A 17,799-nucleotide genomic window follows, 5' to 3' on the forward strand; every position below is an offset into this window, starting at 1 on the left:
GGGAAACGATGCTTAGCAGAGGGTCAGAATGGCGAAGATGGGAACCGCATATCCACGCGCCCGGCACGGTCATGAACAATCAGTTCAGCGGCCCGAACGCTTGGGGTGACTATCTGACCGCGCTTGAGCAGGCCGCGCCGGTCATCGAGGCGATCGCGGTCACGGACTACTACGTGACCGATACTTACGAGGAGGTGCTGCGGCACAGGGCGGCTGGCCGCCTGCCCAGCACCAAGCTGGTCTTCCCCAACGTGGAACTCCGGCTCGACGTTGCGACGGCGAAAGGCGGCTTCGTCAATCTCCACCTCTTCGTCAGCCCGGAGGATCCGCAACATCTCGACGAGCTGCGGCGTCTGCTATCGCGCCTGCAGTTCAACGTCATGCAGGATCGTTTCGATTGCACGCGGGCCGATCTCATCCGGCTCGGCAAGAAAGCCGATCCCAGCATTACGGACGAGTGGGCCGCGCTGGCCTATGGGGCCAACCAGTTCAAGGTCAGTTTCCAGAAGCTCCGCGAAGTGTTCTCCGAAAGCGGATGGGCGAAGACAAACATCCTGATCGCAGTGGCCGGCGGCGCGACGGACGGTACGTCGGGCGTGCGGGAAGCTGCGGATCAGACGATCCGGCGCGAAATCGAAGGCTTCGCCCATGTGATCTTCGCGGGTAGCCCGGCGCAGCGTGAGTTCTGGTTGGGCCAGAGAGATCTCGGCCCCGACGAAATCCGCACCCGCTACGGCGGCCTGAAGCCCTGTCTGCACGGGAGCGATGCGCACAAGCTCGACGACGTGGCGTCCCCATTTGGAAATCGCTTCTCGTGGATCAAGGGCGGGCTCGAATTCGATGCGCTCCGCCAAGCGTGCATCGATCCCGAGGGGCGCGCCTATGTCGGTGAGCAACCGCCGGGCTCGGCGATGCCGTCGCAAGTCATCTCCCACGTCCAGATCGGCGATGCAGATTGGGCCACCACGCCCGACATCCCCCTCAATCACGGCCTTGTCGCTATCATCGGCGCGCGCGGATCGGGAAAGACGGCCCTGGCCGACGTGATCGCGGCCGGCTGCGACGCGATTTCGCCGTCGGGCTGGAACGCCGATGAGAATATCAGCCCGTCGTTCCTGGCCCGGGCGCGCAGGTTGATCGGCAACGCATCGACGACGCTGACCTGGGGCGGGGGCGCGACGGTCACGCGCGCCTTGGATGGCAGCGACGCCAACGGCCATATGACCTTTCCGCGCGCCCGGTATCTCTCCCAGCAATTCGTCGAGGAGCTTTGCTCGGCCAAGGGCGTCTCCGACGGCCTGGTTGACGAAATTGAGCGCGTGATCTTCGAGTCGCATTCGCAGGACGATCGTGAATGGGCGCTCGATTTCGCCGAGCTGCGCGACCAGCAGACTTCGCGGTTCCAGCAGGCACGCGAGCGCGAGGCCGAGGCGATCGCCGACATCTCGGACCGCATCGCCACGGAGTTTGAGAAAGAAAGCCTTGTCGCGACGCTGACCACCCAGGTCGGGCAAAAGAAGAAGTTAATCGCGGATTACACAGCTGATCGTGCCAAGCTGGTCGTCAAGGGCACCGAGGCGCAGGTCACCCGCCACACGCGGCTCAGCGAGGCGGCCCAGACACTTCGCAACAAAATCCAATCCTTCGGGAATCAGCGCCGCACCTTCGTCGCCCTGCAGGACGAGGTCCGCAGCGTCCGCGCCACCGGCGCGCCGGAAATGTTGCGCCAAGCTCGGGCGCGACATGGCGCCAGCGGCATGAGCGACCAGCAATGGGACGATTTCCTGCTGATCTATAAGGGCGACGTCGACAAGAGCCTCACGGCCTATATCGCATGGGCCGATGGCGAGGTCCGCAAGCTCAACGGCGTTCCACCACCGCCCGGCGCCCCGAACGTCGCCCTGATCCCGGACACAGCCGATCTTTCGGCGCTTCCGCTCGCGCCGATCGCCGCCGAAATGACGCGCCTCGAGGCGCTGTTCAGCGCCGATAAGGTCGTCCGCGACCAATACGCGGCGCTGACCGGCCGCATCGCGCAGGAGAACTCCGCGCTCCAGACCCTCGAAATCCGGCTCACGGATGCGCAAGGCGCGGCGGTCCGTCGGAAAGACCTTCAGACCGTGCGCGACAACACCTACGGCCGGGTGTTCGAGGCGATCATCAACGAACAGAGTGCGCTGGCTAGTCTTTATGCCCCGCTGATGGCGCGGCTGGCGGCATCGTCGGGCACGCTGAAGAAGCTCAGCTTCGCGGTTCGCAGGATCGCCGACGTTCAAGCGTGGGGCTCGGTTGCGGAAGAGGAACTCCTCGATAGGCGCAAGACCGGCCCATTTTACGGACGGGGCTCCCTAATCGCGGCCGCCACTGAAGCGCTCAAGCCGGCCTGGGAGACGGGTTCGGCGGTCGAGGTTCAGGCGGCTATGACCGCGTTCATGGCAAGATACCTCAGAGATCTGCTGTCTCACGCACCTTTTGCGCCCACGCAGCAGGCCGAATTCCGGGCCTGGTCGAAACGGTTCGCGCATTGGCTTTTCGGCACCGATCACATCACGGTCCGGTACGAGATTTCCTACGACGGCGTCGACATCCGGAAGCTGTCGCCTGGCACGCGCGGCATTGTGCTGCTGCTGCTGTATCTGGCGTTGGACGATTCAGACGATCGACCATTGATCATCGATCAGCCTGAGGAAAACCTCGATCCCAAATCGGTTTTCGACGAGTTGGTGGCGCTGTTTGTCGCGGCCAAGGCGAAGCGCCAAGTGATCATGGTCACGCACAACGCCAACCTCGTCATCAACACCGATGCGGACCAGATCATCGTCGCATCGGCGGGTCCGCATCCTTCGGGCGGTCTTCCGCCGATCACCTATGTGTCGGGCGGTCTTGAGAGCGCGGAAATCCGCAAGGCGGTGTGTGACATCTTGGAAGGCGGCGAGGCCGCCTTCCGCGAGCGGGCCCGTAGACTGCGCGTGAGGCTGGAGCGATGAGCGCGGCCAACCTCATCAGTAAGCGTGCCAGGAAGACGCAGCAAATGGACGCCGAGATTTGACCGCGCTGCCTCCAGAATCTGTGGCAGGCGGCGCCAAGGCCGCACTGGACGGCTACGAGTATCAGCTCGGCGTCTCGGTGTTGGCCGCTCTGCGGTTGATGCTGATCACCAAGTCGGCGAGCCGGATCACGCTCGAACCCGCCAACGAGGAAGATCTGGAGTCGGACCTCGAACCTGCGACGCCTGGCCGTGTCCAACCTAGCGCGAACGTGGCAGACGGCTACAAGCTCGTTGTGCAGGTGAAGCTCCGCAACAGCGGCCCCTGGTCAATCACCGACTTCGAAGCGTTGCTCAAACGCGGCACGACCCGTCGACCGGCCAAACATCATCTCGACGATCCTGGCACGCGCTATCTTCTGATCACGAACGCCGACGCCAGCGGCGTGGCGCGCGACCTCTTGGTACAGGGCTTGGAGGAGTGGCCGGAAGAGCAAACTTTCCCGGCCAGCCTATCGGGGACGTTACCCCATGGGCCGGAAGGCCGGATAGCTATCTGGGGCGTTCTCACCGAGCGTCTCTTGGACTTGGAGATCAACGACATCCTCGGCTCTCTTTTGCGGGTGCCGCAAAGCCGACAAGCCGAGTGTCGCGCGCGGCTGCGCGACGAGGCTCGGCAACGAATGCGCGGGACGAGCCCAGGTGTGTGGACGCGCGAGGACTTGCTGAGCATCATCCGCGGCTGTGGCGGTTATCTGGCGAGCGCTCCCCAACTCGAGGCGTTCGTGCCGCCGGGAAACTACCAAGCCCTAAGCGATCTGCTCGAACGGCGGAACGCCCTTGTCATCACCGGACCTTCGGGTACGGGCAAGACTTGGACGGCGCTGGCGCTGGTTGATCAGGCGCGGCAGCGGCCTTCCGCGCCTGAAATCATCCAGGTCAACGTCAACAACGGTCCCTCAAGCATGCGGACGCTGACCGACACCGGCCCAAAGCTCTTCTATGTCGAGGATCCGTGGGGGCAGTATAGCTTGCGGGGTGGCACCGACGTCTGGACCGAACAACTGCCGAGGCTGCTGCGCGAGGCGCACGCTGGGCATCAGTACGTCATCACCTCGCGTACCGACATGCTCGGTCAGGCCAAGGCCGACGAGGGTCTCAAGCGTTGGACCGTGGTGCTAGACGCCGACCAATACCGGGATGGCGAACTCGCGGATATCTACGACAAACGCTTGGAACTCCTGGCGACGGAGCTGCAGGCCAAGGCCTTGGATTTCCGGACGGACGCCTTGGAAGCGCTTGAAACACCGTTCGAAATCGATCTGTTCTTTACTTACATGGCCGACGGCCCTGAGCCGGATGAAGTCGATCCTGCCTTCTTTCGGCGAATCCTCGCGCTGGCCCATCGCGATGCTGTGGAAGGCGTGGTCGTTTCTTATCTGAATGCCAGCGATCAGACCGGCTGGTCGGCAATCATCTGGGCGCTGCTGACGGCCAGATCGCAATTTGACCGCGGCCAGTTGATTGGGCTTAGCCGACAACTGCGGATCACCGTCCCGACTTTTTCCGATGGGCTGGAGAAGCTGGTGAATCGGCTCGTCGCGACGCGCCATCTGCGCCAGCCCGGCCTGACCGTCAGCTTCTCGCACCCGAGCGTCCGCGCTGGTTTCGAGATCTTCATCAAGGAGAATTGGGCGCGTAGCCAAACGGCATTGACGTCGATGATCTCCGCCTTAACCCAGCTCGGTGGTTCGCAGCGAGACTGGGCGTTCGAGACCGCGGCGCGTTCGCTCAAGGCGATCGCCGATCTCGTTGGCGCCGCTGACAATCTTGACATGGAGTTTGAGGCCGATAGCGCCAGTCGGGCTAGGATCGACGCTTGGCTGGAGGAGAGCTTGGTCGATCCGCGAGCCGATTTCCGGCCCGTGCTGCAACTGGCTTCTGACGTCGGCACGCAGAAGTCGATCCCGTCAGAACTCGCGCGCTGGTTCATCCAGGGTATACGGCGCGGCGGCCAGTTCTTCCTCGACAGATGGCAGCCGCCGAGCTTCGACGACGCTTGGTATGAGCGCGTCTCGGCCGATACTCGGTCGTTCGCGATCGCTGATCGCTTTGTCCGTGAGCAATTGCCTGAGGACCGGGACGGCTTCGGCGATACCTTTCCTAATAAGCTTGATCGGATCGCGACCGGCCTAACACCAGCCTTTCTTGCGGCAGCGCGCAAATTGGTCGCTTCCGGCTTCGACAGAAATGTCGGCGCGGTGGCCGCTGGCGCCGTGCGAGACCTTGACCGCTATGAAGAGGTGCTCGAGGCGGCGCTCGAAGAACTAGCGAGGCTTCGCCGCTCATATGAGCGCGAAGGTAAAGAACAATGGCGCGCGATCGAAGACGGTGAATGCGATGCGGCCGTCGAGGAAGGCTACCAATCCCAGCATGAGGAAGATGGCTATGCCGCCGGCACTCTCGTTGATGCCTATGTGAAGCAAGTCAGGGCACTCGGCCGCTGGCGGGCCTTGGCTGAACATCCCCGGATCGCTGAGCTGTGTCGCGCGTGGGCCGACGACGTCGCACGGGCGAGCGGACCGGTTCCGCTGGAGGAACTTCGGACCCTCATCGCTGTCGCGCGGTCCAGCAATGACGAAGACCGTGTCTGGGAGGCAGCGCGCGAGCATTGGCAAGCCTCGCTTTCCTCCGACCTTGAAGAGCGGATTCTCTCGAATCCGAGTGACGAGAGTTTGCGCGGTGCGCTCGCCTATTGCGCCTTGATCAAATCGCCGACCGCGCTCGCGCGGTGCTTCGAACGATTGGCCCACACACCCGCATCTTTCGTGCATCTGCTGGTGGACGCGCACGCGGCGCAGCGCCGCATTTCGAGCAAGACGCGGGCGCGGCGGATCCGATCTCTCATGGCGATGCTTCCGGGTGTGGCCGTCGAGATATTTCAGGCCCTATCCCTGAAAGATAAAGCCGCATCAGTTGTCGGCCGAGAGGCCCTGCACTTGCTGGACCAAGCGGCAGAAGCAGCGACGCCCTCGGTACTTGACGAGATTGTGCAGGTACTGATCGCCAGCGGCGGTGCCCCGTCAGCGGCCATCCGACGTTGGCTTATTGAGACCGCGGACCATCGACTGGCAAAGGCCGCTGCCCAAGCCGCAATTCTTATCGAGGACGATACGCTGGTGTGGCTCGCGCTTGATCACGGTCGAGCGGACGCCCGTGAGGTTGCCCTTCCGTATCTTGCAGCGCGATTGCCAGATCCGCTGCCGCCGCGCCTACTGAACTTCTCGTCCGATCCGGGTAGCCGGGTCCGGCGAGCCCTAGTCCGCATCCTTGCCACGCGGCGGTGCGCCGAGCATCAGGGCGTGCTCCGCAGACTGGTCGATGATGATTGGTCGGATGCTGAAGCGTTTCACAACGAAGAACCATCGTACCCCATCGCACGCGAGGCGGTTGTCGGGCTCGCCGCCTATGGCAGCCTTTCGGATGACATTGGTGAGGCCCTGTTGTTTAGGGCTGAACGCACAGACGACCGCTCGCTTGGCATGGTGGCGCTAGAGACCGCTGCGCAATGCTGCAGTCCGGCCATACGCCGGAAGATCTGGGCTCTGTCTTTCATCGACCAAGCTCGCTGGGTCCGGGTCGACGCCATAGATGCCCTGAGTCAGGCCGATGTTGTCGAAAGCGAGATTCTCGACGCGATCACCGCCAAGCTTCTCCTGCGATTAGCGCCGCCCTTGGCCGCCTCCGCCTGCGTTTTGCTCGCGACTCATGGTCGGGTCGAGGCCGTGGTCGCGGCGATGGAGCGAGTTGCATATTCGACCAAGCGGCGCGCGCTGTTGCTGCTTGGCGTCTGTGGCCTCGCGGATCGCGACCGCTCGGCGGCGCTCGGGCTGTTGGCGTTGCTCGGATCAGATCACCCCGCGCAGCAGCTGCTCGATCTGGGCGAGGGCGAACGGTTGCCGAAAACAGTGCTCGACGATCTTGGCCATATTCGTGTTCGTAAGGCCGTGCAGGGCTGGCTCGACGACAAAATCGCAAGGGACTGAAGCCAAGCGGTCGAGCTCTGGGGGAGTGCGCCCCGCCGCGTTTCCATGACGCGGACCTTGCGCGGCCGTAGGTGCTGGCTGCCAGGGACCGCAGTAAGGGTTCGTCGGTCGTGACCCGTTCAATCTATGCCGAGTTTATTGAAAAATATCTTGTTCCGCATTTCCGCGTCACGGAGCAGCTTCGTCCAGCTAACCACTTCCATATAGAGGCTGATGTTGCCGAACCAGTTGAACCATCCCAGGCCATCGGGCATAGGGGTAAAGTTCTTCTCCTTTTGGAGCCAGCCCTTGACCTTCTTGGTCAGATCACAGACGACATAGCCGTAGAAGGGCGTTGTGTCGTTGACCAGGATGTCACGGCCGGTCGGGGTCTTGAACTTGCCCTCCCTGATTTGATTGACGTAACGGATGATCTGCTGAACCGGATCTTCCTTGGAGGATGGATCGGCAAAATCGTCTCGTTGGGGCTTCTTGAATTCGAAAATCGTAATGGGGTTACTGGACTCATTGTCCCCCCGATACGCCACGCGGCGATTATAGATAGTTAGGTCCGTGCGGTCCCCCTTCGCTGATTTAAGGGGTTTGTCAGACGAAACGTAGGACGTAAAATTCAGTCGCTCATCCAGAATCCAAAGATTGTGCGCATCATAGTTCAGTTCCTCAGAGTCTTTTTTGCGCGGCATGATGACGTCATGCACCTCGCCTTCGGATTTGTGTTTTCCGTCGGCTCCGATTTCTAGTGACTTGGAAAACAGGTCCAGAACGCACTTTCGCATGGAGACGTAGTGAATCAGGTCGTTCTTGCTACTATCGGAAATACTCTCGATCAACTGCGAGATCTTCTCACCAAGCTCATCCGGGTTCTTCGAGTTCAGTAGCGCCGTGACCTGCGTTCGTGTCGCCACCTCCTTCTCATATTTCTTCTTTTGTAGATGAAGCTCGATGTCTTGATTTGACGGCCTCATGGGTAGGACGCTGAAATCCACCTCTTTTGCAAGGATGCGATGCCAGGGCGCGTCATTGGTTACGTACTCGGAGATGCGCACTTCCTTGCGCCTCTTCCTTGCGGCGATCTCCGCGCCCACCACCGACTGCACGAGCTCGGCGGCTTTTTGTTCGATGTCATTCTGAGATATGCCGTTCAAAAGGTCGGTGTCGGTTTGAAAGCGAAACTCGCCCCGTTCGAGGGACACGTTGTCGTTCAGATAGTCGCCGAACACATAGGCTTTGATGACGAAGTTGCGCCCCTTAGCCAAATCCTGATCCGGCCCCGGCTCGAAAAACTCTTCCGCGAATTCGGGAATGTATGATTCGAGCGGATTGTCCGTCACTTCTCGCCGGTGCGCGACAAGACTCACCTTGCTCTTCGCCGTTCGTGGCGCGAAGAATTTGAACACGCGGACCTGAAAGGACTTTTCATCTTCATTCGCCGATAAAGAAAACGTGCCTTCGCCCACCTTCATTTCGACGATTTGGCTGTTTGCCTTGCCCAGATAGTCATTGAGGGAGATAGAATCGGTCGGCTTATTCGCGTCTCGGATCACGACGCGCGGGCAGACCCGCTCCTTATCTACGAAATAGGGCAGCAACCGCTCCACGATGACCCGGCTGATCGTTTCCAGTTTCTTGTCGGGAAATCTTACTGACTTGATGCCGGAAATCTCAACGGTTGCGCCCGTCGCGTGCGCATCGGACGCGCTTTCCTTTTCATCAACGATGATGTCCTTATCCAAACCCATCTTGAAGACGCGATCACGGAAGGCATCACCTTGGGCGAAGGTGCTGGATACTTTCACCTGGTCGAAGTATTTCAGACAGGTGAAGCGTCCAAATCCTTTGCCGCCGTCCGCAATCTTTTGTTCGGTGTAGAGGGTGTCGAAGGCGTCACGGTTGCTCTTTGTGAAGCCTATGCCGTTGTCCTTGACAACGAAGCCATCAACGTCATCAAGGCGGTCGAGTACGTCGGCCTGCCCGTTTCGAAGGACTTCGATTTCTACCAGTCCATTCGGTATGCCCTTCGCGTCGATAGCCTGAATCGCATTTACGACGATTTCGACAAGCGGCGTATAGATATTGGTGCCGGAACGGATGTTCTCGACCAACCGCCTGACGTTGACATTGCTCATGTCAATTTTCCCAGCGGTGGTTGCGCGCCGTGTTCTACGAGCCGGGCGGTATTCGGGTTATAGACGTAATCGGTGATCGTGCCGTCCTTGATCCGGTTTACCGCCTCATCGATGGCGAACAAGGGCACTAGAAACCATTCCTTCGGCACGATCGGTCGACCGAGGCGATCCATGATCTCGACGTCAAGGCGCGCCCCGCCAAAGACCCTGTGAATCAAGAATTCGAGCTTGGCCCGGTTGATATTGTAGAGTTCGTAAGTCGCAACGATCTCGACATCCGCCATGAGGTAGGTTGGATCGAGCCGAGCGTTAGCGATGCGCCGTTCGACGCTACCACCCGTCACGCCGATCTTGTGCAGGATTTCGCGGTTCGCTGCGACCAGAGGGTGGTCGGACTTGCTCCGCAACACGTAGATCGTGCCGCTGGCCTGATCACCATCGCCAGTCTGCTCGTCGAATAGCGGGCCGGCGCTTGGCTCGGTAATACGTCGACCAGCGTCATCCTTGTAGAGGGCGCGCTGCAGCGATCGCAGCAGCAGGTCGCTCTCGGTGCTATTGGAATAGATCACCCGGAGCCGCGCGTCGGTTTCGCCATTTGGCGCCTTTATCAGTTCTCCAACCTCCGCCACATAAGCGGTCTGGCCGCCAAGGATGAAGAATTGCCCGGCCTGAATGTCGGCTTTCAGGAAACCCGCATCCTTGACGAAGGGTCTTGTGGTCCGGCGCCCGCTCTCAAGATCGGCCTGCACCTGTAGGAATAGGGGCTTGAATCTCTCGAAATCCGCGCATTTCTCGCGACTCGCGATTTCTTCGGCCTCGCGCTTCTCAGCACTGGTGCGCACATGGCGCAGCTTGGTGATGTCGGATGAACCGGCCGCGCCCTTCAGTTCGGCGAGCAGCTCTTCCTCATCCATCGAGTCAGCAGGCGGGCCAGACGACGCTATGGGCGCACATGTAATCAGTCCCTGGTGATCAAACTGTGTGAGAAGGGACCGGCATTCTTCGAGCGCGCGCAGTCGGTCGAGCCGCACAGCATAAAGCCGTTCGAATATATCGCCATCCTCGCCGTGGCGCGGAGCGTGGCCGTTTTTCTCGACAAAGCGCTGAATCTCCTCAAAGCCCGCGATGATGCGCTCCTCGCGAGGCGAACGACCGCCCTTCTTTTCCGGTTGCGCGAAATCGTCGAGCTCCGAACGCAGCTCATCAAGGTCGAGATCAATCATAGCGGCCCTCATCCTTGAAACGGACAAACGCGGCAGCGCCTTCTGCCAGGTGCTTTTCCCAGGCGTCGGCCGAGCTGATCGACGGCAGACGCCCGCGCTCCCGCTTGAACTCAACGGCACGTTTCGCGATCACCTTCGCCTCCTCGGGCGTCAGGCTGGTGCGCTTGGCGGCAATCGCCGCGGCAACCTGTTTCAGGCTTTCCTCGCTCATCGTCTTGGCGAGGATGGCATAGGCTTCGCCGAATGGATTGACCCGGTCGATCAAGTCGATGTCCAACTCCCGCACGTCCATCGCGAACTTGCGCACGCCATCGACAAAGGCGGTATTCGCGCTCTCCTCGCCGAGCGAGCTGCCCGCCGCGACTTCCTTCGCCTTCTGGGTCAGATTCAACGCCGCCACAGCATGCTGACGCACGGCTTCTTGATCCTCTGCGTCGAGGTGTGGGAACTTGTCCTTGATGATCTTACCCATGCGGACCTGGGTCAGTTCCTCGGGGACGAGTTCCTCGTCGAAGAGACCACGTTCGATCGCCGTCTTGTCTTGCACGAAGGCCGCGATCACTTCGTTCAGGTCCTCTTGGCAGATTTGCGTCGCCTCCTCGCTCTTTGGCGTCGCGAGGCCTTTGATCTCGATCTGGAACTTGCCGGATTCCTCGTTGAAGCCGACGTTGCACTTACTCGGATCGTAGCCACCCTGGCCATAGTCAAAGCCCGGCGTCGGCTCGTTTTGCGGATTCTTCGGCTTGAACTCGAAGCGAGGGGCCAAAACCTGCTCCATCAGCAGACTCGCCGCGATCGCTTTCAGCGTGTCGTTCACCGCTTCGGTCACGATGTCGTCGGCGGCGGCAGGCTCGGCAATCAGGTTTGAGAAGCGCGCGCGGGTTTTGCCCGGTGCATCACGGGTGGCGCGACCGATGATCTGCACGATCTCGGTCAGGCTGGAGCGGTAGCCAACCGTCAGCGCATGTTCGCACCAGATCCAGTCGAAGCCCTCCTTCGCCATGCCCAGCGCGATGATGATGTCGACGTGATCGCGGTTGTTCTTCTGCGTAGGATCTTTCAGCGCGGCGGATACGTGATCCCGCTTGGCTGGATCGTCATCGACCAGATCGGCAATACGCAGGATCTGGCCTTCCGGAGTCTTGACAAGTTGGAATCCGGTGGCCGGATCGGTCCCTTGCCAGGCGCCCAGCTCCTCGATGATGTGCTCCACCTCCTTGATCTTGTCCTTCGTGCTCTCGCGCGAATTGACGTTAGGGATGTGGATGATCGTCTTCTCGGCTGGGTTCAGAACCTTCAGAATGTCGTCGGCGTAGGAATTCGAATAGAAGAAATAGCCGATGTCGAGCTGCTTCAGATATTGATAGCCATTGAGCTGCTCGTAATATGTGTAGGTGACACTCTCGAACTTGCCTTCGTCCTGCGGCGCCAGCACCGCCTCGGCGTCGCCCCGGAAATAGGAGCCGGTCATCGCGACGATATGGACGCGGTCGCGGGTGATGAAATCGCCCAGATGCAGGCCGAGCTTGTTGTCGGGATTGGCCGAGACGTGGTGGAACTCGTCCACCGCGATCAACCGGTCGTCGAAAGCTTCAACCCCGAATTTGTCGACGGCGAACCGGAAGGTCGCATGAGTGCAGACCAGCACCTTATCGTCGCTTTCAAAGAACGCGCCGAGCGAATTGACCTTGCCACCATTGTCGTTTCCGGGCGCGTCACAGAGATTCCACATCGGCTCAACGTGCCAGTCCGCCCAGAAGCCGTGCTTGCTCAGCGGCTCGTCATGAAAGCTAGAGCCGATGGACCTTTCCGGCACGACGATGATGGCCTGCTTGACGCTCTGATTGGTCAGCTTGTCGAGCGCGATAAACATCAACGCGCGGCTCTTGCCCGAGGCTGGCGGCGACTTAATTAGCAGATATTGCTCGCCACGCTTCTCGAATGCGCGCTCCTGCATCGGCCGCATGCCGAACTCGTTGGCCTTGGTTGAACTGCCGTTGCTGGCATATTTAACCGAAACGGAGGGGACTGACTTTGGCGTGTTGTCGATCATTGTTTGCTCGCCTGGTTGTGGCCGGTGCGGTCTTTCAGGATGGCCTTGCCAAACCAATCGGGCACGTCATTGACCTTTGACTCGAATATGTTCTCTGGCACCGCTTGCCAGAACGCGACGATCGCATCTGAAAATGCCTGAAATTGCTCGTCACTTACCTTTAGATGCGTGTGGTCGCGATGCTCCACGCTTGAGAATGCAGCGCCACGAAACGGGTCATCGAGGTAGTCAGGATACTTTTGCTTGAGATCCTCAAGTGACTTTCCCTTACCGTGCTTATAGACGTTAACAACGAGACGGGCCGCATCAAGCATTTGGAAGTAGTCCGTGCAACGGATCTCCCAACCAACGCTCGCCAACAATTCCGCGATCTGCACGAAATCAGCCGACCATACTTTCTGCGCCGCGACGTTCCCTTGGTGCCAATGCTGCACTTCTCGAACTAGCCAATCGCGCAGTTGCTTGTCCCATTCATGGAACATGCCCGCGACGACGCTCAGGCGGGTCTGGTCACGCATATCACTTAAAAGGGTATAGAACTCGATGCCGGCGTCGTTGGCAGCTTCGTAGAAGTCTCCGGCGTCATGCCGATCAGGATCAAAACGTCCGCTGCTCCGCTGAAGCCATTCTTCGGCAGCCTTGTCGGCTTCGGCCTCGATGTCTTCAAACTGCGAAAGTAAGCGCCTTTTCGCCTGTTCGACATAGAAGAGGTGGCTGGCAATCAGAGACTGCCGAAATGGACCCCACATCTGAAACAACACATAGTCGTTCATGATGTTGCCGCCACAGGGGTTCTGGTTGCCTTGCTCGATCCTGTCGTCATTTTGATGTAAAGGTCGAACAACCTTTCGAGTCGTTCGGTGTCGTTCTTAAATCGACGACCGATATAGATGCGCTCGAGTACCTCGTCGTTACGGTCGTGAGCTGCACGGAGGTCGTCCGGCATGGTCGCTGGATCATAAAGCTCGGCGATCGTCGCTGGGAAATATGCCTCTCGGGCCAAAAGGATATTTTCGGCGCAGCGAGTGAGATCAACTTTGTTCTTATCAGTCAATATCGGTAGCGGAAACGTATTCCAACCCAGATTGCTAGCATAGCGCAGGCGCGTTTCCAGCTTGCCGCATATCGTCGAGACCCACGTCAAATGGAGCTTTGAACTCAGCACGGACAGATCGACTAGCGTGGGATCGTAAATTGCGTGACCGAGATGTGTTATTATGGCGTCACTGCTCAGATACCCAACTGGCAAGTACTCCCGGCGCTCCGATGATACCTGTGGTACAAGTATTTGGCAGTGCTTTGCTTCGTGCCGATACCTGAATTGGTGAGGACGAGAAATTAATGTCCTAGCGACATCGCCACCAGTCTCGCGATAGGAGCGCACAGATGCAATGCGAGGAGCCACGGCAGGATGCGAGGCCGCGAAGTCGAGTTCGTCGTCGTTAAACCAAAGGCAAAACCGCAAAATGCCGTCAATGAACTCCGACGTGCCCAAGACAGATCGGATATTACCGCTAATTTCTTGGAAGCTGCCTCGAAGTGCTTGGGCCTCGCGGCTATCAAGAAAAAGGTGGCCGCCGTCATATGCAGCGTTGCCAGTGATCATCTTGGAGAGACCAGAAATTGGCTTCGTTTCCGACTGCACGATCCGATCCGGTCCCTCGACGAGATAAGGACTGATATTGGACACTTCGCGCCGGGTATTTCCGTTGTATATGTATTTGGAGCCTGGCTTACGTACTCTCAGACCCAAAATTGTGCAGGAAACGCCGGCGTTATTCGCCGCGTTGTTCGCCCATTTGAATGGCGCGTATGCAAACTCCAGCTCGCAATTGGCTCGGAAAACCTCTGGCCAGAGCACGGGGACATGGGTGCCTTGATTGATCGAATTAGTAGTAACTAATGCAGCCTTGTCAAAAGAATCTATGAATCTGCAAGCTTTCACAAAGAACCCGCATACGTAATCTAAGTTTTTATGCTGCCCTCCGGAAAAAATGGCCGCGAGGTCGCTTTTCTGTTCAGCACTTTGTTTCTTTCCGCCGATGTACGGCGGATTTCCGCAAATGTAAGTCTCGCCGCCCTCATTCTCGAAATCGATCTGCGCCTGATTGAGCGGCGTGTGAAACAAATCGTCGGCGTGGTGCCTCACGCCCGTTCCTGTCGGCGGGCAGATGCTCAGCCAATCGAGCCGCAGGGCGTTGCCGCAGGTGATCCAGTTCTGCGCATCAAGCGGCAGGAAATCTCGCAAGGCCTCTTTCTGGCCGCGATAGAGCACATCGCACTGGTATTCGGCGATAATGAGCGCCAAGCGCGCGATCTCGGCCGGAAAATCGCGCAGTTCGATCCCGCGAAAGTTGGTCAGCGGAATTTCTGTGCGCCGATCGGCCTCATCGCGGCGGCGACTAATCTCCGCCTCGATAGCCCGCATCTCCTTGTAGGCGATGACAAGGAAATTGCCCGAACCGCAGGCCGGATCGAACACGCGGATCTTAGACATGCGCTTGCGCAAGTTGAGCAACATGCGCCCATTCTCGCCAGCTTCATCGAGCTTCTCACGGAGATCATCCAGAAAGAGCGGATTCAGCACCTTCAAAATGTTCGGAACACTGGTGTAGTGCATGCCGAGCGTGCCGCGCTCGTCATCATCGGCCACCGCCTGGATCATCGACCCGAAGATGTCCGGGTTGATCTTCTTCCAATCGAGGCTGCCGATGTGCAGCAGGTATGATCGCGCGATGCGGCTGAAGCGCGGCACATCGGTGCTGCCGGAAAACAGTCCGCCGTTCACATAGGGAAAGCCCTCGGCCCAGCGCGGAACGCCGGCGGCGGCGCGCTCCTCCATCTTGGTGTTCATCGCTCGAAATAGCGTGCTGATCACCTCATGCGTGTTGGCCGAATCCTTCGCGGTCATCGTCTCAACGGCCGACGTGAAGGCGCGAGTGCCGTTGAATATCTCAGTGTCCTCCGCGAAGAAGCAGAAGATCAACCGCGCCATGAAGTGGTTCATGTCGTGTCGGCGCTGCGCGGTGCCCCACTCGGGATTGTCCTTCAGCAACTCGACGTAGAGCCGGTTCAGACGGCTCGTTGCGCGAATGTCAAACGAGCTTTCGCGGACCTGCTTGACCGTGGTGATCCCCGCCAGCGGGAGGAAGAAGCCGAAGTGGTTCGGGAAATCGGCATAGGTGCAGGAGATCGGCGCGTCGTCGGTGGTGAGGTCTTCCGCCTCGAACAGGTCGCCGTCGGTCGCCAACACGAAACGCGCCTTCGCCCGCGCCGTGGCTGGGCTCGCTTTCAACGCTTCCAGCGTACGCGTCACGTCACCCGGCTTACAGGTCGCGATATGGATGTTGTTCGTCTGAAGTACACCGCCCAGATCGGACTTGTTGGACTCGCCCTTGCGCAGGCGCTTGAGCGTGGTCTCCTTATTTCCGAAGGCCTCCAGAAACGCGTAGGGAAACTCCTCGGCGTCGAAGGGTCGCTCCGCCAGTGCGGAAATGGCTTCTTCAATTTCGACCGCGTTCATGAGCGTCCCCGCATCTCGTCCGGGGTGCCAGGAAAGGGCTGCACCTCTATGCTGTCGGCCTTGTGAATCGCCTCGGCCAACTCGTGCTCGAGCTGCCGCATCAGCCACTCCCGGGCCGGTGTCCCGAACGCCTTCTCTAACCGGATGGCCATTTCAGGCGAGATGCCGGAACGCGCGTTGAGCAGGTTGCTCAGGGTCTGGCGACCAACGCCAAGGACGCGCGCGGCGTCGGTTACGCTGAGCCCGTGCCTATCAAGGCATTCCTGCCGAACCACTGATCCTGGATGCATCGGCCCCATCGATTGGCGTTTGCCTGAGCGGGCAACCGTATAGTGATAATCGACACTCGACAAGCCTGCATAGGATGTGTCCCGCGGATCAATATGGTCAGCTCTTCAGTGCGCTGCGCAACTAGGCAGCAAGCCGCTCACCTTCCGCAACTGTAATCTCCTCGCCGGCGGCCTTTTGTAGGAACCGCGTAAGCGCGGCCTTTCGCGAATCGCGATCGAGCGCGTATGCGGTCTGTTTGAATTCCTTCCCGTCGAGCAGGCCCTCAATGTAGCCAGCGATCGTGTCCGCAGCCATGATGAGGGCCGTGTCGAGCGTGTGGATGTATTTGCTGGTGACGGAACCTTTGGCGTGGCCGACCAGCGCCGCGATCGTCACCTCGGTGAAGCCGAGATCGTTGCCGATGCTCGCAAAACTATGTCGCAAGACGTGGGGCGTGACATCCGAGAGCGGCGAGCCCTTGAAGACCTGCTCCCAATGGTTCGGAAAACTGCCGAACGCATTGTCGTCGCCATAGCCGGGGAAGACATATGAACCGGAGGCTGTCTCCCGACGTGCCTCGAGGAACTCGACAACGGGCAAGCCGATAGGACGGACCGACGTTCCCTCCTTGCTGTCGACCAGCCGTAGGCAGCTTCGATCGGTATCCGCTTCGGTCCACATCAGCCCGATCATCTCGCTGCGGCGGCAGCCGGTCAGTGCGATCTGACGAATGATCTCCACCGTCGTCGCGTACTTCTCCTCCTTCTCGGCTGTGCGCAGCATCTCGCCCAGCGTCCGGTATTCCGCTTCGGTGAGCCGGCGGGTGCGGACGTTGTCCTTCGGCTTTCGCAGGCCATGGGCAGGATTGATCGCTATGATACCGGCCTCGACGGCGTAGGTGAGAATGCCCCCAAGGAGCCCGACCGTGCGTGTCGCCGTTCCGGCGCCGCCACGGACGATGGCCTTGCCACGCAGCTTCTTTGTCTTGACAGACACTCGCGTCTTGCCGGCCATGATGTCCTTCAGGACCTTGTTGATGTCGGCCTTGGTCAGGTCCTTCACGCGGCGCGTACCCAGGAGCGGGATGATGTGCCTCTCGATGCGTCCGGTATCCGTAACGATGGTTGTCGGCTTCTTGGGCCGCCCGCCTTTCCCAAGGATAAGGCCTGCGTTCAGGTCGTTGACGTAAAGCGTGCAGAGCTCCTTGACCGTGATCGCCTTGTGATCGAGTTGGCGTTCCTCGGCAGGGTTGTCGCCCTGGGCAACACGGCCCAACTGAACCTTCGCCTCCTGTCGCGCACTCTCGGCAGTCCAGACGCCATGCAAACCGATGGTGTAGCGGCGCGAGCGACCCAATGCCCGGTATTGAAGGACATAGCTGCGCTTGCCAGAAGCGAAGACGCGGAGCCCGAAACCTGGTAGCTCGTCATCCCAGATGACGTAGTCTTTCTCGCGGGACTCGGCAGCGTCGACGAGGCGCTTTGTGAGCTTAGCCATGGGAATTCTCCCGTCCAAACTCCCCTTCTCGCGTAAGCACCACGTAAGCAGCCGGACGCGAGTCGGAGCGTGTCC

General features: G+C 59.7%; 9 protein-coding genes. 2 read left to right on the forward strand and 7 right to left on the reverse strand.

Annotated features, from left to right (window positions below; translation table 11 throughout):
- Positions 1 to 8 precede the first annotated feature (8 nt).
- Entirely contained in the window at positions 9 to 2,987 is a 2,979-nt protein-coding gene (locus AFIDRAFT_RS06870; protein WP_002718002.1) for a TrlF family AAA-like ATPase, read from the forward strand.
- Positions 2,988 to 3,045: 58 nt separating this feature from the next.
- Positions 3,046 to 7,032, forward strand: coding sequence for an nSTAND3 domain-containing NTPase (locus AFIDRAFT_RS06875; RefSeq protein WP_002718001.1), 3,987 nt, complete (start codon positions 3,046 to 3,048; stop codon positions 7,030 to 7,032).
- 119 nt (positions 7,033 to 7,151) lie between these two features.
- Here AFIDRAFT_RS06875 and AFIDRAFT_RS06880 read toward each other — a convergent pair whose 3' ends face one another.
- The 7 genes from AFIDRAFT_RS06880 to AFIDRAFT_RS06910 are packed head-to-tail and all read right to left on the reverse strand — an operon-like array spanning position 7,152 to position 17,724.
- Entirely contained in the window at positions 7,152 to 9,158 is a 2,007-nt protein-coding gene (locus AFIDRAFT_RS06880) for an ATP-binding protein (protein ID WP_002718000.1), read from the reverse strand.
- Positions 9,155 to 10,381 carry a GIY-YIG nuclease family protein gene (locus AFIDRAFT_RS06885; protein ID WP_002717999.1) on the reverse strand — a complete coding sequence of 409 codons (1,227 nt, stop codon included), beginning with the start codon at positions 10,379 to 10,381 and terminating at the stop codon, positions 9,155 to 9,157. Before AFIDRAFT_RS06885 ends, AFIDRAFT_RS06880 begins: the two co-directional genes overlap by 4 nt.
- Complete coding sequence (locus AFIDRAFT_RS06890; protein ID WP_002717998.1) at positions 10,374 to 12,434, reverse strand: DEAD/DEAH box helicase; 2,061 nt, start codon at positions 12,432 to 12,434, stop codon at positions 10,374 to 10,376. The genes AFIDRAFT_RS06885 and AFIDRAFT_RS06890 overlap by 8 nt, the downstream gene beginning before the upstream one ends.
- Positions 12,431 to 13,207, reverse strand: a complete 777-nt coding sequence (locus tag AFIDRAFT_RS06895; RefSeq protein WP_002717997.1) for a hypothetical protein — start codon at positions 13,205 to 13,207, stop codon at positions 12,431 to 12,433. Before AFIDRAFT_RS06895 ends, AFIDRAFT_RS06890 begins: the two co-directional genes overlap by 4 nt.
- Complete coding sequence (locus tag AFIDRAFT_RS06900) at positions 13,204 to 15,957, reverse strand: class I SAM-dependent DNA methyltransferase (RefSeq protein ID WP_002717996.1); 2,754 nt, start codon at positions 15,955 to 15,957, stop codon at positions 13,204 to 13,206. Before AFIDRAFT_RS06900 ends, AFIDRAFT_RS06895 begins: the two co-directional genes overlap by 4 nt.
- Complete coding sequence (locus tag AFIDRAFT_RS06905; RefSeq protein WP_244597766.1) at positions 15,954 to 16,310, reverse strand: HigA family addiction module antitoxin; 357 nt, start codon at positions 16,308 to 16,310, stop codon at positions 15,954 to 15,956. The genes AFIDRAFT_RS06900 and AFIDRAFT_RS06905 overlap by 4 nt, the downstream gene beginning before the upstream one ends.
- A gap of 58 nt (positions 16,311 to 16,368) precedes the next feature.
- Positions 16,369 to 17,724, reverse strand: a complete 1,356-nt coding sequence (locus tag AFIDRAFT_RS06910; RefSeq protein ID WP_002717994.1) for a tyrosine-type recombinase/integrase — start codon at positions 17,722 to 17,724, stop codon at positions 16,369 to 16,371.
- Positions 17,725 to 17,799: the final 75 nt, after the last annotated feature.

Origin of the sequence: Afipia sp. 1NLS2 (assembly GCF_000178995.1) — a bacterium.
Taxonomy (GTDB): Bacteria; Pseudomonadota; Alphaproteobacteria; order Rhizobiales; family Xanthobacteraceae; genus Afipia.

Excerpts from the sequence above, each read along its gene's own strand:
- AFIDRAFT_RS06895 (WP_002717997.1), bottom strand. The coding sequence starts at position 13,207 with ATGAACGACTATGTGTTGTTTCAGATGTGGGGTCCATTTCGGCAGTCT.
- AFIDRAFT_RS06890 (WP_002717998.1), bottom strand. The coding sequence starts at position 12,434 with ATGATCGACAACACGCCAAAGTCAGTCCCCTCCGTTTCGGTTAAATAT.
- AFIDRAFT_RS06880 (WP_002718000.1), bottom strand. The coding sequence starts at position 9,158 with ATGAGCAATGTCAACGTCAGGCGGTTGGTCGAGAACATCCGTTCCGGC.
- AFIDRAFT_RS06910 (WP_002717994.1), bottom strand. The coding sequence starts at position 17,724 with ATGGCTAAGCTCACAAAGCGCCTCGTCGACGCTGCCGAGTCCCGCGAG.
- AFIDRAFT_RS06870 (WP_002718002.1), top strand. The coding sequence starts at position 9 with ATGCTTAGCAGAGGGTCAGAATGGCGAAGATGGGAACCGCATATCCAC.
- AFIDRAFT_RS06885 (WP_002717999.1), bottom strand. The coding sequence starts at position 10,381 with ATGATTGATCTCGACCTTGATGAGCTGCGTTCGGAGCTCGACGATTTC.
- AFIDRAFT_RS06900 (WP_002717996.1), bottom strand. The coding sequence starts at position 15,957 with ATGAACGCGGTCGAAATTGAAGAAGCCATTTCCGCACTGGCGGAGCGA.